Origin of the sequence: Spiroplasma endosymbiont of Amphimallon solstitiale (assembly GCF_964030965.1) — a bacterium.
GTDB lineage: Bacteria > Bacillota_I > Bacilli_A > Mycoplasmatales > VBWQ01 > Spiroplasma_E.
This window is the reverse complement of sequence record NZ_OZ034999.1, coordinates 847,418-861,760: the sequence shown is the minus strand read 5'-3', so window position 1 is coordinate 861,760 and position 14,343 is coordinate 847,418. Positions and strand designations below refer to the sequence as shown.

The 14,343-nt window shown below is 22.4% G+C and carries 26 protein-coding genes and 2 pseudogenes; 2 read left to right on the top strand and 26 right to left on the bottom strand.

The window, feature by feature from the left end; translation table 4 throughout:
* Window position 1: 1 nt before the first annotated feature.
* From AAHH39_RS05305 to AAHH39_RS13340, 19 genes and pseudogenes are all read right to left on the bottom strand, one after another.
* Window positions 2–1,699: a hypothetical protein gene (locus AAHH39_RS05305; RefSeq protein ID WP_338956996.1), complete on the bottom strand. Its 1,698-nt coding sequence runs from the start codon at window positions 1,697–1,699 to the stop codon at window positions 2–4.
* Between the two features lie 14 nt (window positions 1,700–1,713).
* On the bottom strand, window positions 1,714–2,895 hold the full coding sequence (locus AAHH39_RS05300; RefSeq protein ID WP_342218072.1) for a hypothetical protein: 1,182 nt from the start codon (window positions 2,893–2,895) through the stop codon (window positions 1,714–1,716).
* Between the two features lie 18 nt (window positions 2,896–2,913).
* Window positions 2,914–3,288, bottom strand: a complete 375-nt coding sequence (locus AAHH39_RS05295; RefSeq protein ID WP_338957002.1) for a hypothetical protein — start codon at window positions 3,286–3,288, stop codon at window positions 2,914–2,916.
* Between the two features lie 17 nt (window positions 3,289–3,305).
* A complete protein-coding gene (locus AAHH39_RS05290; RefSeq protein ID WP_174480219.1) occupies window positions 3,306–3,491 on the bottom strand; it encodes a hypothetical protein in 186 nt (61 codons plus the stop codon).
* A 17-nt stretch (window positions 3,492–3,508) separates the two neighbouring features.
* Entirely contained in the window at window positions 3,509–3,697 is a 189-nt protein-coding gene (locus AAHH39_RS05285) for a hypothetical protein (protein WP_338957011.1), read from the bottom strand.
* Window positions 3,698–3,738: 41 nt separating this feature from the next.
* Window positions 3,739–3,897, bottom strand: coding sequence for a hypothetical protein (locus AAHH39_RS05280; RefSeq protein ID WP_338957013.1), 159 nt, complete (start codon window positions 3,895–3,897; stop codon window positions 3,739–3,741).
* A gap of 15 nt (window positions 3,898–3,912) precedes the next feature.
* The gene (locus AAHH39_RS05275; RefSeq protein ID WP_342219109.1) at window positions 3,913–4,341 is read right to left on the bottom strand and encodes a hypothetical protein; all 429 of its coding nucleotides are present in this window, start codon (window positions 4,339–4,341) and stop codon (window positions 3,913–3,915) included.
* 333 nt (window positions 4,342–4,674) lie between these two features.
* Window positions 4,675–5,913, bottom strand: coding sequence for an IS256 family transposase (locus AAHH39_RS05270; protein WP_342219322.1), 1,239 nt, complete (start codon window positions 5,911–5,913; stop codon window positions 4,675–4,677).
* 47 nt (window positions 5,914–5,960) lie between these two features.
* Complete coding sequence (locus AAHH39_RS05265) at window positions 5,961–6,104, bottom strand: hypothetical protein (protein WP_342219108.1); 144 nt, start codon at window positions 6,102–6,104, stop codon at window positions 5,961–5,963.
* A complete protein-coding gene (locus tag AAHH39_RS05260) occupies window positions 6,091–6,291 on the bottom strand; it encodes a hypothetical protein (RefSeq protein ID WP_338957016.1) in 201 nt (66 codons plus the stop codon). Before AAHH39_RS05260 ends, AAHH39_RS05265 begins: the two co-directional genes overlap by 14 nt.
* Window positions 6,292–6,412: 121 nt before the next feature.
* On the bottom strand, window positions 6,413–6,658 hold the full coding sequence (locus tag AAHH39_RS05255) for a hypothetical protein (protein WP_286640816.1): 246 nt from the start codon (window positions 6,656–6,658) through the stop codon (window positions 6,413–6,415).
* Window positions 6,658–6,912 carry a hypothetical protein gene (locus tag AAHH39_RS05250; protein WP_338956667.1) on the bottom strand — a complete coding sequence of 85 codons (255 nt, stop codon included), beginning with the start codon at window positions 6,910–6,912 and terminating at the stop codon, window positions 6,658–6,660. Before AAHH39_RS05250 ends, AAHH39_RS05255 begins: the two co-directional genes overlap by 1 nt.
* 103 nt (window positions 6,913–7,015) lie before the next feature.
* A complete protein-coding gene (locus tag AAHH39_RS05245) occupies window positions 7,016–7,141 on the bottom strand; it encodes a hypothetical protein (protein WP_338956665.1) in 126 nt (41 codons plus the stop codon).
* The gene (locus tag AAHH39_RS05240; protein ID WP_342218202.1) at window positions 7,134–7,277 is read right to left on the bottom strand and encodes a hypothetical protein; all 144 of its coding nucleotides are present in this window, start codon (window positions 7,275–7,277) and stop codon (window positions 7,134–7,136) included. The genes AAHH39_RS05245 and AAHH39_RS05240 overlap by 8 nt, the downstream gene beginning before the upstream one ends.
* Before the next feature lie 3 nt (window positions 7,278–7,280).
* Window positions 7,281–7,574, bottom strand: coding sequence for a hypothetical protein (locus AAHH39_RS05235; RefSeq protein WP_338956663.1), 294 nt, complete (start codon window positions 7,572–7,574; stop codon window positions 7,281–7,283).
* Complete coding sequence (locus AAHH39_RS05230) at window positions 7,564–8,001, bottom strand: hypothetical protein (protein ID WP_338957028.1); 438 nt, start codon at window positions 7,999–8,001, stop codon at window positions 7,564–7,566. The genes AAHH39_RS05235 and AAHH39_RS05230 overlap by 11 nt, the downstream gene beginning before the upstream one ends.
* Window positions 8,002–8,004: 3 nt before the next feature.
* Window positions 8,005–8,412, bottom strand: coding sequence for a hypothetical protein (locus AAHH39_RS05225; protein ID WP_342218434.1), 408 nt, complete (start codon window positions 8,410–8,412; stop codon window positions 8,005–8,007).
* Between the two features lie 16 nt (window positions 8,413–8,428).
* A complete protein-coding gene (locus AAHH39_RS05220) occupies window positions 8,429–8,581 on the bottom strand; it encodes a hypothetical protein (RefSeq protein ID WP_338957033.1) in 153 nt (50 codons plus the stop codon).
* Window positions 8,582–9,544: 963 nt separating this feature from the next.
* A pseudogene (locus AAHH39_RS13340) lies at window positions 9,545–10,000 on the bottom strand (IS30 family transposase); the annotation flags it as partial.
* On the opposite strand from AAHH39_RS13340, the gene AAHH39_RS05215 reads away from it, so the two are divergent.
* Complete coding sequence (locus AAHH39_RS05215; protein ID WP_342218751.1) at window positions 9,966–10,118, top strand: hypothetical protein; 153 nt, start codon at window positions 9,966–9,968, stop codon at window positions 10,116–10,118. The pseudogene AAHH39_RS13340 and the gene AAHH39_RS05215 sit on opposite strands and share 35 nt — an antisense overlap.
* Before the next feature lie 53 nt (window positions 10,119–10,171).
* Here AAHH39_RS05215 and AAHH39_RS05210 read toward each other — a convergent pair.
* The 4 genes and pseudogenes from AAHH39_RS05210 to AAHH39_RS05195 form a co-directional block, all read right to left on the bottom strand.
* Window positions 10,172–10,660: pseudogene (locus AAHH39_RS05210) on the bottom strand (helix-turn-helix domain-containing protein); the annotation flags it as partial.
* Between the two features lie 85 nt (window positions 10,661–10,745).
* On the bottom strand, window positions 10,746–10,889 hold the full coding sequence (locus AAHH39_RS05205; RefSeq protein WP_342218202.1) for a hypothetical protein: 144 nt from the start codon (window positions 10,887–10,889) through the stop codon (window positions 10,746–10,748).
* Window positions 10,890–10,892: 3 nt separating this feature from the next.
* Window positions 10,893–11,186, bottom strand: a complete 294-nt coding sequence (locus AAHH39_RS05200; protein WP_342219107.1) for a hypothetical protein — start codon at window positions 11,184–11,186, stop codon at window positions 10,893–10,895.
* Window positions 11,176–11,340, bottom strand: a complete 165-nt coding sequence (locus AAHH39_RS05195) for a hypothetical protein (RefSeq protein ID WP_342219106.1) — start codon at window positions 11,338–11,340, stop codon at window positions 11,176–11,178. The genes AAHH39_RS05200 and AAHH39_RS05195 overlap by 11 nt, the downstream gene beginning before the upstream one ends.
* Before the next feature lie 126 nt (window positions 11,341–11,466).
* Between AAHH39_RS05195 and AAHH39_RS05190 the strand changes: the two genes are divergently transcribed.
* Window positions 11,467–12,705: an IS256 family transposase gene (locus AAHH39_RS05190; RefSeq protein ID WP_342219321.1), complete on the top strand. Its 1,239-nt coding sequence runs from the start codon at window positions 11,467–11,469 to the stop codon at window positions 12,703–12,705.
* Between the two features lie 115 nt (window positions 12,706–12,820).
* Here the strand turns inward: AAHH39_RS05190 and AAHH39_RS05185 are convergent, their stop codons facing one another.
* The 3 genes from AAHH39_RS05185 to AAHH39_RS05175 all read right to left on the bottom strand — a co-directional run bounded on the left by AAHH39_RS05185 (window position 12,821) and on the right by AAHH39_RS05175 (window position 14,015).
* Window positions 12,821–13,258: a hypothetical protein gene (locus AAHH39_RS05185; RefSeq protein ID WP_342219105.1), complete on the bottom strand. Its 438-nt coding sequence runs from the start codon at window positions 13,256–13,258 to the stop codon at window positions 12,821–12,823.
* A gap of 18 nt (window positions 13,259–13,276) precedes the next feature.
* Window positions 13,277–13,669: a hypothetical protein gene (locus tag AAHH39_RS05180; RefSeq protein WP_342219104.1), complete on the bottom strand. Its 393-nt coding sequence runs from the start codon at window positions 13,667–13,669 to the stop codon at window positions 13,277–13,279.
* Window positions 13,670–13,838: 169 nt separating this feature from the next.
* A complete protein-coding gene (locus tag AAHH39_RS05175; RefSeq protein ID WP_342219103.1) occupies window positions 13,839–14,015 on the bottom strand; it encodes a hypothetical protein in 177 nt (58 codons plus the stop codon).
* Window positions 14,016–14,343: the final 328 nt, after the last annotated feature.

Below are 14,343 nucleotides of genomic sequence, written 5' to 3'. Positions count from 1 at the left end.
TTTATCATTCCTTAAAAAATGCTTTTTTATAATGTTTAGTTTTTGTTTTAGTTTTCCTATGTGATATATGGATAATTTCTTTTTGTAATTTTTTCTTACCTTTTTCTACAACTTGACTATATGCAAATTTTTCTAAATGATGTAATAGTCCAGTACCAAATAAAGTATTAACTGAAAATTTTAAACCAACACTTTTAAATGATTTATTAATATTTTCAATAGGATTATTAATAACATTTACTACTTTATGATAAGTTCTAATAGTTCTAAATATTTCTCTATATACTTTAAAACTATCTCTAATTACTTGTTGCACCACTGGTGGAGCAAATGCTATTGCTTTTAATCATTTATTACGATTAACACCATAACCAATGTATCAACCACTATATCAACGATATCAATGAAATGGATGTATTTGAGTAACAAAAGTTTTTGCTTTAAGAATACTATCAACAACTGTAATTGGTTTATACTTAGGATTACGATGATAAATAGTAATTGCACATTTGTCTAATGATAAAGGTTGAATTTTACAACCCATAAATACTGGTGAATTTAGTGGAATTAATTGTGCATGTTTAATTGCTCTTTTTTCTGCACTAGTAAATAAATCTGTTGCTTTTTCTTTTAATTTATTAATTTTTTCAAATGCTTGTTTTTCTAATTTTTCAAATTTTTCTTGTAATTTATATATACTTTCTCGTAATTTTTCAAAATATGGTGTATCTTTTCAAAATTTATTTAAACCTTTTTTTAAATAAAATCTAATATCAAAATACTTAAAAATTTTATTTGCATTTAAAACAATTTTATGAATTGAACTATTTTTAAAATTAAATTTAATAGCATTAGCACGAATTTTTTGTAAATCTAAAATTAAAGTTTTTCCATATCTATTCTCTGTATGTATTGTATGAACTAAATTTAATCAATCATGTTGGTTCATTTTTAATACTTCTTTTAATTCAGTATTATATTTTTTTAAAAAGTTATTTGCTTTTTCAATATCTTTAATTTTAAACTTTGGAGTTAATTGTGGACTTAATTTTATTAATGTATTTTGTAATGATAAATATTCTTTTATTTGTTGTGATTTTAAAGATTTAAAATTATTTTTAAATTGTTTTTCAGCAACATAACCTAAATTTTGTGTTATTGTTTCACGATTAGGTGCCAAACTATAATTAAATAAATAACGTTTATTACCAATGATTTTATCTGTTAAAATTTCTTTTCCACTTACTTGACTAATAATTTCTTGTAAATTTTTTGCTTCTTTAACACCAATTTGTTCTAATGTTTTAGTTTTTTGTGCTAACTTAATAAATTTAGTAGTACGATAACCACGACTAATTTTATTAATTCCAACAAATGCAGGTAATATATTAAAAAAAGTATTTAATGGTGTTACATTTCCTTTTAAATAATCATAAACTTGATTAATAGTAAAATCAGTTGTAGCATAAATACCAAAATTAATAGTACTTGCAATAAAATCACTTGCACCTAATCCAAGTGCTATACTTTCACTTAAACCACCAGTAAAAGGAGCAAGTGCTACTGCTATTACTTGTACACCAATCATTTCTAAAATTTCTCATCAAAAACTTTTATTTTCTTGTTGGTTACTTGTTCTAGTATGTTTTGGTTTATTTATGTTTAAAAGTATTGCTGTACTAGTTGTACCAATTGGCATGATATTAATTTCCTTTATTTAAGAGTTATTTTAATTGGATTTGTTGTTCCTTTATAATTTAAGTCATTAATATTTGCAGTAATAGTTATATATAAGTCACCTGCTTTTTGTTTTTGATTACTTACATTAGTTTTTCCTTGTGCATCACTAAAATATTTAATAGTTGGATTTGTTAAATTTGGATTTAATGATTTAAGTTCATTAGTACTTTTTATTTCTGTATTTAATTCATTGTTATTGTTATTACCATTTGCAGTAATATCAGTTGTTAAATTTGTAATCTTAGTTTTTAAATCATTTTTATCATTATTAACAATTGCACATAACATTCAGCGTGAAGTTGTTTCTTCATCTGTTATATAGGGTATTGATTCACCAGTTACTTCTCCACCAACTAAATATCTTCTTCCAACTTTACCATCAGCAATATCTTGAACATATACAACTGTATTTTGTAACATATATCTTTTCATTGCTCTTGGTGTTGCTAAAACAAAAGACATAATTTTAGTTTCATTATTATCAGTAAATGTCATATAATCATCCATTACAATTTGACATAGTACACCTTTAATATATAAATCATTTCCATTTAATCTTAATTGTTGAGCAATCTGATTATCAGTAATTAATCCTTTATTATTAGCTAAATAAACAATACTATCATAAAGATTATTAGTAATAAAAAAACGACAATTATTACTATTTCTTAGTTGAAATAAAGTATTTCAAGCATCTAACATTGATTTTAAATATCCTACTGGTGATTTATCAGTAATGTCTATTTTAGTTGCATATTTTGTAATTACATTTGTATCATTATTTGCTAAATAATCTGCTAAGTCATTAGCAACTTCATATTGCATTGTATTTAATAAATTTTGTCCATTTTCAGCATTTAAATCAACATTAGCAATTATTTCACCCGCAACTGCTTCTTCTTTAATTTCTTTTAAAATTTTAATAGTTTCAGCATAACTAACATCTAATCCTTTGCTTTTATCATTTCATTTTAATACTTTAATTTCTGAATTTTTTGGTTTTTTAACTATAAATTCAATTTTTGTTGAATTAACCATTTCGATAGGAAAAAAACTTGCTCATGGTGAATTTGATTGTTTATAAAATTCTATAAACTCTGGTGCTTCTACTAATTTTTCGGTATTATCTAAATTTTTATTGAATTGTATTGCCATTTTTTGATTTCCTTTCTGTTATAAATTATTATTTTTTTTATAATCCAATAATGTACTTTTTATTGAACTTGGTTGATTTGTTATTATTGTTTGTGGTTTGCCACCTGTATTAATTGTTTCTTTAAATACTGGTTGTTCTTTAATGATTTTTTTAATAGTTTCTTCAATTTTTGAATTTTCTAAATTATTAGTTTTAAATTTTAAAAAATCATAAAATTCACTTTTAACTTGATATTTTTTAAATATATTAATTATTTCTTTTTCTTTAATTTCTTGATTAAGTTTATTTAACTTATTTTCTGCTTCATTAACTTTATTTTCTATTTCTTGTTGAGCATTATTTTCAGTTAAAGGTTCAGTTGTTTGTTGAACATTATTTTCATTTTCTAACATTTAACATTCTCCTAATCTTATCCCAATAATCAATCTTTAACTAATTGTGGCATTTCACTTATTAGTTTTTTATAATCATTAACAGCATTTTCTAATGTATTGATATCAGAAAATTTAAAACAATTATCAATATGTAAATCAAAATCTCTATCAATACTGATATCTTGTTTTCTATATTTTTCATTAAATTCAATTTTTGTCATATTATTTTTCTCTTTTATTATTTATTTTCTTTATTAATCTTTTCATTTAATTTTGCTAATTTTTTTTGATGTTTGATAATTTTATTATTTGCTCTAACATGTTTTGGAGTTGTAATAAATCGTTTTAATAAAACAATAATTTCTCTGCAAATTAATATACCAGTGCTTATTCCAATTGTTTCAAGTGCTTTTAAAAATTCTTTCATTTTTATATTTTCCTTTCAATTTTTTATTTTTTTATTTTTGATTATTCATCAAATTCACCTTTATTAATTTTTTCAATCATATATTTTGTGTCTATTAAAATATTTTTAGCTATACCTTCATTCAGTCGTATTTCTTGTAAATCTTTTTCATGTTGTTTTAATTTATCATTGTAATATTCAAGTAATTTTTCTTTATTCATTATTTTTCACCTCCTTTATAAACTCATGTGATTATAATCTCAATTTAATGAAGCATTATCATTATTTAATAGTGCTTCGCTTATATTACCACTACCATATTGACTTGATGTTTCACTATTAATAGTAAATCTATTATCATTTATTAATCTTGCAGTTTCATTTGTAAATGAAGTTTCTTGCATTTCTCTATTATGATTTGTTTCTATTGGAAGTAAATTATGGATAATTTCACTTACACCAGCAATTATGGTAGGTACTGCATAAGAATTATTAAAATCATTATTAATACCCATAGCAACACCACTTGATATTAAACATCCACCAGTTGCCATATTACAAATTTTTCTTATTGCTTCAAATTTATTAGGTATTAATTCTAGAATTCCACTAATAAGATTTGATATACCATAAGCATTTAAACTAATATATGTATCTCAATCCATTAATGACTGATTTTCTTGTTTATTTAATAGTAATCATGGAGGACCTTCTGTTGTAGTTGTAGTAGTTATTGGAGTTGGTGTTGTTGGAATAATAGGATTAATATTATTTTCTGTTCATTTACTATAATTTGCTAAACCAATTGTTCCTAAACCTAAAATAATTTTTTTAGAACTATTAATTAATTTAGTTTTTGTATTTGGTCTTTGATTTAAATTTCATATATCTAAACCTAATTTTTTACCAAATAATAAACTATTAATTGAACCTAATATTGGATTTGCAATTACTTGAGAGGCTTTTTAGAAATCTGTGTATCTTTGTTTTACAAAGTACTAGTTCAGATTAATTCTGTCTTCAAATTTTATCATAAAATGAGCAATTGCTGTATTTCAATTTTGAATAGGCAATGTTCATTTTTTTGTTATATTTTCAATTGCTAAATAAAATATTTTAAAAACTGACATATCATTAGGAAAAGCTTTTTTGTTTCTAATAACTTTTCGTAATTGACTATTAACAGATTCAATAGCATTTGTTGTATAAATTACTCTTTTGATTTCTGCAGGATAACTAATAAAAATCATCAAATTTTCTCAATTTTTATATCAAGATTTAGCAATTTGGGGATATTGTTTATTTCATTTACTTTCAAATGATTCTAAAGCTTGCATTGCTTGTTCTTCACTACATGCACTATAAATTGGTTTTAAATCTGTAACTAGAGTTTTTCGATGTTTGTATGAAACATATTTTAAACTATTTCGAATTTGATGAACAATGCATAATTGATGTTCTGTTTTAGGATAAACTGCTTGTATTGCTTCTGACATGCCTGTTAAATTATCACTACAAGCAATCAAAATATCATTTAAGCCTCGATTTTTCATTTCTGTGAAATTAGCTAATCAAAATTTAGCACCTTCATTTTCACTAATTCATAAGCCTAAAACATCTTTTTTACCTTCTAAATCAACTCCTAATGCTATATAAACTGATTTATTAATAATCCGTTTATCTTGTCGAACTTTAACTACTATACAATCAAAATAAACAATCGGATAAACGCTTTCTAATGGTCGATTTTGTCATTCTTTGACATCATCAATAACATCATCAGTAATTTGACTAATAACACTTTCACTAATATCAGCACCATGATATAACTCTTGTAACTGCATTCTAATGTCAGATAGAGTCATACCTTTTGCATATAGTGAAAGCACTTGTTGATCAAAACCATCAAATCTTCGCTGTCTTTTTGCAACTATTACAGGAGTAAAATCACTATTGCGATCTCTTGGTACATCAATCTCAATTTTACCTTGTTGAGTTATTAATTTTTTTGAACTTGTACCATTACGAGCATTTTCAGTATTACTATGTTGATTTTTTTCATATCCTAAATAATTTTGCATTTCAGAATTCAACATTTTTTCAACTAAACGTTTTGTTAATTCTTTATATAAACCCCCTTCTTTAAAAACTGTTGTTAAATCTTCAGTATTTTCTAATAATAAATCTACTGCTTTTGATATTGGATCATTATTATTAATATTTTGTTTTTTAGCCATCTGTAACTCACTCTTTCTAGTCATTTAATTATATTTACTAGAATTAATTAAACATAGTTATTTTTGTAAGTTACACAGATTACTAAACATTGCCTTACTTGACCATAATAAGCACTTGTACCAATCATTGCACAAATAGGACTTATACCAGTTCTAATTAATTTAGTTAAAGTATAATTATTTGTTTCCATTTTTTTCTCCTTGTATTTCTAATTGTAATAATTTTTCTAAAACATAATTATTTTTATCAAATTCTCTAATAAGTCATTTTTTTGTTTCTTTTCTATTATTAGTACAAAGAATTAATCTTTCTATCATATTAATTAATTCTTTTTTATCTGCTCTATCAAAAATTACTTTTAAAATTTCATCTAACATAATTTATTCTCCTTTATTTGTTTTTATCAGTTCTCTTATAACATCTAATAAGGAATCTACTACATAAGAATTTAATTCAAATTCATAATTTCTAATTTTAATTTTTTCCTTTTGCATTTGTTTATTCTCCTTTAATTTCTAATTTTTTAACTGTTACTTTAATTCAACCTTGATAAACATCATTATCACCAACTATTAATGCAACATTACTTTCGGGGTCAGAAACAATTATGTGTTTTGATTTAACATTTGGATATTGTCTTAAAATAATTGCTCTAATATCATTACTTGTATGAATTGCTTTTGGAAATGGTGATAATATTTCAATTTCATCTTTATTTTCAAACAAAGTAGGTAATATTATCATTAATGAAGTTCTCCATTTTCTATAAACTCAATTAATTTATAATAAGCAGTAAGTTTACCTGCTTCTTTTAATGAATCACATAAACAAATACTAATTTGCTTATTCAATCAGATAATTAATTTTTCATTATATTTATTAATTACTTTTTGTTTAAACTCTTCTCTTAATTTTTCTATATTATATAAATGTTCTTCAGTTATTTCTTTATTACGTTTTTTATTATATTCATTAATAATTTCTTGGTCTTTATTCACTATCTATTTCTCCTTATTTTTATTTAAATTATTAACTATTATTTCTAAACATGTCATACATCAATTTTTACTTAATCAGATTCTTTTATTACATTTTTTACATTTATTCATTATTAAATTCACCATTAATTATTTTTTGCAATAAAATATCAAGTATCAAATCTATTTCTGTACCGTTATAGAATTTTTGTTGTTTTTTAATATAATTAATTAATTTTTCTTTATTCATTATTTAGTCCTTTCATTAAATTTTTATGTTTTTCAATGATTTCATTATGTTTTTTTAGTTCTTCTTTATAACTATCACTTTCAATAATTTTTAAAGTTTCTTTTATTTTTTTCATGTATCATTCATCAAAATTCATTATTTATTCCTTTCATTTTTTAAATCATTTAACATTAATTGAACAAAATGCACGATTTTTAGGAATATTTAAAGTATTAAAGATTTGACCAGTTACTATAATTTCATCATTTTTGTTTAATAAAATACATCGTTTATAAAATTTTGGGTTATTAAAAATTAAAGTAACATAGTTTAATCCATTTCATTGACCACGAACAGTATAATATAATTGTTTATTACCTTTTTCATGATATTTTACTTCAATAGTATTACTAAGTTTTACTGTTAATTTAACGTAATTTTCTTTATTTTTCATTTTTATAATTCCTTAAATAATATTGAATATGTTTATAAGCATCTTGTTCATGTTTTGTAAATTTTATATTTCCTTTATAATCTTCTATTTTATTTTTGTTTTTTGGTTCATTTTCATGATAATCTCAGTTCATAACATCTTGTACTAATATCATTAAAGCACCAATAACTTTTGGTGTTGCTAATGGATTAGTTAATAACTGTTTTGAACTTAAAAAGAAATTTTCTACAATAACTAATATTTTTTTATTTTTAAATTGTTTTTTAATTAATTTAAAATATTCTTTATATATATTTTTACTTTCTAAAACTGTTTTTGCTTTAAATGTTTCATTAAAAATAATATTATTAGTTTCATTTGAGTATATAACAATTCCATTATTACCAATACCAGCAGGGTCAATACCAATGATTAATTCGTATTGCATTTATTAATCATCTCTACATCAATCACAAACATATCCATATGATTTTGTATAATCTAAATGTTTTTCAATATTATAATTATCTTCATATTTTTTAGTATTATGTTGTTCTGCTTCTAATTCTGTTTTAAAGTGATAAAGCATATTGATTTTGTTATCTTCATATAATTCATTACATTCAACACATCTTTTTCTTCTTTTTTTAGTTTTATTCATAATCAAAATATCCTTTTCAATTATTTTTGCTGTTTGTTTAAGGTATTTAGGTAGTTTGTGATAACAACTGTCACATATTAAATAAGGTATTGGTCAATTTTTATATTTAATAGTTTTAGTAGAATTATTAATACAATCTTTTCAAACTTTATTTTTACAAATTCTTAATTCACATTTTTTATTTTCATTAATATTCATAACTTTATTTATTTCTTTAATTTTTACTTACAGTAATTAATAAAATTATTAATCCAATTAAAGTTGAAATTAAAGTAATAATTATTTTTATTTTTAATCACTTTTTTTGATGTTCTTTTGCTATTTTGATTTTTTGTTCTATTAATTCTTTCTTTTCTTTTTCTTCCATTTTTACTTTCTTTTCTAATATATTCTGTTGCTTGTAGCATAAAGAATATATATTTTTATTTTTATATTATTAATACTATTAGTTTTATTCATTCCAGAAATTCTGGGCTCAAAAATAAATTGTGAAATTTTAAAAAGAAATCGAGGCATTCGATTCAATATTTATTTAATTTGTGTTAAACAAATTAATATTTTAATTGAACCTGCACCGCTCAATTTTTTTTACAAGTTTGAAATTTATTTTTTCGCCCAAAAAAATTTTCAAAAAAAATAAAACCAACGCTTGCTCACTGGGAAGTGGCAAGGTTGGTTAAATAAAGAATAGAATTAATATAGTAGGTTCCCTAGTAGGTCTATATATACTAGTTTCCAATTCGCTCCCACCCCAAGAATTACCATTACTGGTTAGTATATTTTATTAGGTATCACTCCACTTTTTATTTATCCATGCAAGTCCACATGTTCTAGCCACTATTTTTAACAACTGTGTTGTGGTTCACTGTTTTAATTCTCTAACACGTGTTGATAATAGTGTTAAAGAGGGTTATTAATTATTAACTTTCTCCTACTTGGTCACTGCGTGTAGTAGATATTTAAAGGGTGTTAATAATAAAAATTTTAAAATTTTACAATTACAAAAAAAGACAAGATTATTTCTTGTCTTTTTCCTTTGAGAATAATTTTTATTTTATCTTTTAAATGTATATTTTTTAAAATACGTCGAATATAAATTTAAGGGTAAAAGAGAATTTAATTTATCTATCATCATTTTTAAATGGTAATGTTGGAAAGAATTTATTTATCTAGTAATTTATCTTCCTATGTTTTTGGGAACCTCCCCATTTCATACATCAATTTTTACTTAATCATATTCTTTTGTTACATTTTTTACATTTATTCATTATTAAATTCACCATTAATTATTTTTTGTAACCTGAATTGTAAATATAAATGGGACAGTTTTTTAAAATAATTGTATTAAATCTATTGGTCTTTTATAAGATAGTGATTTTCTGGGTGTAGAATTAATTTGAAATGCTATAGTATTTAAATCTTTTTGTTTATATGAAGATAGATCTGTAGATTTTGGTAAATATCTTCTTAAAATACCATTATTATTTTCATTTAAACCTCTTTGACAAGGTTTACCAGGATCTGCAAAATAAATCTTAACATTACAATTTTTTTCGATTAATTTTCATTTACTAAATTCTTTACCACGATCAAAAGTAATAGTTTTAACTGTTCCTTTTTGTAACTTTGAAATAAATTTTATTATACTTTTTGTAATATTTTCTGATTTATTATTTTTAGTTGCTAAAGGAATTGTGGTTTTTGATCATATATCAGCTAAAGTAATAATAGAACTTTTATGATCTTTACCAATGATAGTATCACCTTCTAAATGACCAAATTCTTCTTTTAATTATGTAGAAAAGTATGGATGACCAAAAATTATTCATCAATTTACACTTAAAATATTATTTTTAATTAAAAATTTGTTAAAAATAACATTATTTAGTGTAAAAATTCTCTAAAAATAACACTTTATCATGTATCATTACTTTTCTACAAAATTAAAGAATTCTTCTATATTTTTAATATTAGGAATGATTAAATTTCTTTCATGAATAGACTTACAATTATTAATTCTGCCCCTAGTTTCTTTTTGTTTGTGAGGTTTATTTTTTCCTTTTCTCAATAAGTTATTTTCATCAAAACCCATTCGATTTGTTTTAAACATGTTATATAAAGTTTTTGTTGAAATACTTTTTATTTTATTTTCCTTTAAAAAATTAGCAATTATATCAAGAGCATAATTTTTAGTAATTAACAAATGATTAATAGTATTAATTTCTATTAAAGTTAAAATTATTAATTTTCTACCTGCATTTTGTTTATTTTTTTGAATTTTATTCAATATTTCTAATGGCAATAAGTTTTGATTTAATAATCTACAAACTCTATGTACAGTTGATTTACTATAATCAATGGCTTTTGCTATTTTACGAATCGAAAATCCATAACTTTTATATTCTTTTATTGCTATTATTGATTCAATAGTCAGATACTTATACATTGTGCTAATTCCTTTCTTTTCTTAATTATAGAATTAACACAATTTAATTTTTATATAAGTGTCCTTTTTAATTTTACAATTCAGGTTATTCATTATTTAGTCCTTTCATTAAATTTTTATGTTTTTCAATGATTTCATTATGTTTTTTTAGTTCTTCTTTATAACTATCACTTTCAATAATTTTTAAAGTTTCTTTTATTTTTTTCATGTATCATTCATCAAAATTCATTATTTATTCCTTTCATTTTTTAAATCATTTAACATTAATTGAACAAAATGCACGATTTTTAGGAATATTTAAAGTATTAAAGATTTGACCAGTTACTATAATTTCATCATTTTTGTTTAATAAAATACATCGTTTGTAAAATTTTGGATTATTAAAAATTAAAGTAACATAGTTTAATCCATTTCATTGACCACGAACAGTATAATATAATTGTTTATTACCTTTCTCATGATATTTTGCTTTAATAGTGTTACTAAGTTTTACTGTTAATTTAATGTAATTTTCTTTATTTTTCATTTTTATAATTCCTTAAATAACATTGAATATGTTTATAAGCGTCTTGTTCATGTTTTGTAAATTTTATATTTCCTTTATAATTTTCTATTTTATTTTTGTTTTTTGGTTCATTTTCATGATAATCTCAGTTCATAACATCTTGTACTAATACCATTAAAGCACCAATAACTTTTGGTGTTGCTAATGGGCAATGTTTAGTAATCTGTGTAACTTACAAAAATAACTATGTTTAATTAATTCTAGTAAATATAATTAAATGACTAGAAAGAGTGAGTTACAGATGGCTAAAAAACAAAATATTAATAATAATGATCCAATATCAAAAGCAGTAGATTTATTATTAGAAAATACTGGAGATTTAACAACAGTTTTTAAAGAAGGGGGTTTATATAAAGAATTAACAAAACGTTTAGTTGAAAAAATGTTGAATTCTGAAATGCAAAATTATTTAGGATATGAAAAAAATCAACATAGTAATACTGAAAATGCTCGTAATGGTACAAGTTCAAAAAAATTAATAACTCAACAAGGTAAAATTGAGATTGATGTACCAAGAGATCGCAATAGTGATTTTACTCCTGTAATAGTTGCAAAAAGACAGCGAAGATTTGATGGTTTTGATCAACAAGTGCTTTCACTATATGCAAAAGGTATGACTCTATCTGACATTAGAATGCAGTTACAAGAGTTATATCATGGTGCTGATATTAGTGAAAGTGTTATTAGTCAAATTACTGATGATGTTATTGATGATGTCAAAACATGACAAAATCGACCATTAGAAAGCGTTTATCCGATTGTTTATTTTGATTGTATAGTAGTTAAAGTTCGACAAGATAAACGGATTATTAATAAATCAGTTTATATAGCATTAAGAGTTGATTTAGAAGGTAAAAAAGATGTTTTAGGCTTATGAATTAGTGAAAATGAAGGTGCTAAATTTTGATTAGCTAATTTCACAGAAATGAAAAATCGAGGCTTAAATGATATTTTGATTGCTTGTAGTGATAATTTAACAGGCATGTCAGAAGCAATACAAGCAGTTTATCCTAAAACAGAACATCAATTATGCATTGTTCATCAAATTCGAAATAGTTTAAAATATGTTTCATACAAACATCGAAAAACTCTAGTTACAGATTTAAAACCAATTTATAGTGCATGTAGTGAAGAACAAGCAATGCAAGCTTTAGAATCATTTGAAAGTAAATGAAATAAACAATATCCCCAAATTGCTAAATCTTGATATAAAAATTGAGAAAATTTGATGATTTTTATTAGTTATCCTGCAGAAATCAAACGAGTAATTTATACAACAAATGCTATTGAATCTGTTAATAGTCAATTACGAAAAGTTATTAGAAACAAAAAAGCTTTTCCTAATGATATGTCAGTTTTTAAAATATTTTATTTAGCAATTGAAAATATAACAAAAAAATGAACATTGCCTATTCAAAATTGAAATACAGCAATTGCTCATTTTATGATAAAATTTGAAGACAGAATTAATCTGAACTAGTACTTTGTAAAACAAAGATACACAGATTTCTAAAAAGCCTCGTTTATTACCTTTTTCATGATATTTTACTTCAATAGTATTACTAAGTTTTACTGTTAATTTAACGTAATTTTCTTTATTTTTCATTTTTATAATTCCTTAAATAATATTGAATATGTTTATAAGCATCTTGTTCATGTTTTGTAAATTTTATATTTCCTTTATAATCTTCTATTTTATTTTTGTTTTTTGGTTCATTTTTATGATAATCTCAGTTCATAACATCTTGTACTAATACCATTAAAGCACCAATAACTTTTGGTGTTGCTAATGGATTAGTTAATAACTGTTTTGAACTTAAAAAGAAATTTTCAACAATAACTAATATTTTTTTATTGGGAAATTGCTTTTTAATCAATGAAAAATATTTTTTATATATATTTTTACTTTCTAAAACTGTTTTTGCTTTAAATTTTTCATTAAAAATAATATTATTAGTTTCATTTGAGTATATAACAATTCCATTATTACCAATACCAGCAGGGTCAATACCAATGATTAATTCGTATTGCATTTATTAATCATCTCTACATTAATCACAAACATATCCATATGATTTTGTATAATCTAAATGTTTTTCAATATCATAATTATCTTCATATTTTTTAGTATTATGTTGTTCTGCTTCTAATTCTGTTTTAAAGTGATAAAGCATATTGATTTTGTTATCTTCATATAATTCATCACATTCTACACATCTTTTTCTTCTCTTTTTAGTTTTATTCATAATCAAAATATCCTTTTCAATTATTTTTGCTGTTTTTTTAAGGTATTTAGGTAATCTGTCGTAACAACTATCACATATTAAATAAGGTATTGATCAATTTTTATATTTAATAGTTTTAGTAGAATTATTAATACAATCTCATCAAATTTTATTTATACAAATTCTTAATTCACATTTTTTATTTTCATTAATATTCATTTTTATATTATTCATAATTTATTTATATTTTTTTCTAGTTATTAATATTCAAAAACATTTATTACAAGTTCTATTTGCAAATGATGAATTTTTATAACATATATCACAAGAACTAATCTTTCTATAATTTCTACTATATTCCATATTTTTTTATTCCTTTCATTAATATTTAGAAGCAATAATTATTAATGTTTATTAATGTTAAAATCATAATAATTATTGTAATTGTTAAAAATATAATTCTACTTTTTCATTCTTTTTTATCTAATTCTTTTTTTACTTTTATTAATTCAATTTCTTCTTTTAATAATTCATTTTGTAATTCATTATTTTCTTTTTCTTCCATTTTTACTTTCTTTTCTAATATATTCTGTTGCTTTTAGCATAAAGAATATATATTTTTATTTTTAGATTATTAATACTATTAATTATATTTTTTAAGAAAAATGGGCTCAAAAATAAATTATAAAATTTTAAAAAACATTAAGGCATTCGATTCAATATTTATTTAATTTATGTTTAGTAAATTAATATTTTAATTGAACCGGCCTCGCTTAATTTTTTTTACAAGTTTTAAATTTATTTTCTCGCCCAAAAAATTTTTTCAAAAAAAATAAAAAATAAAACCAACACTTACTCACTTGGTGGTAAGGTTGGTTAAATAAAGAATAGAA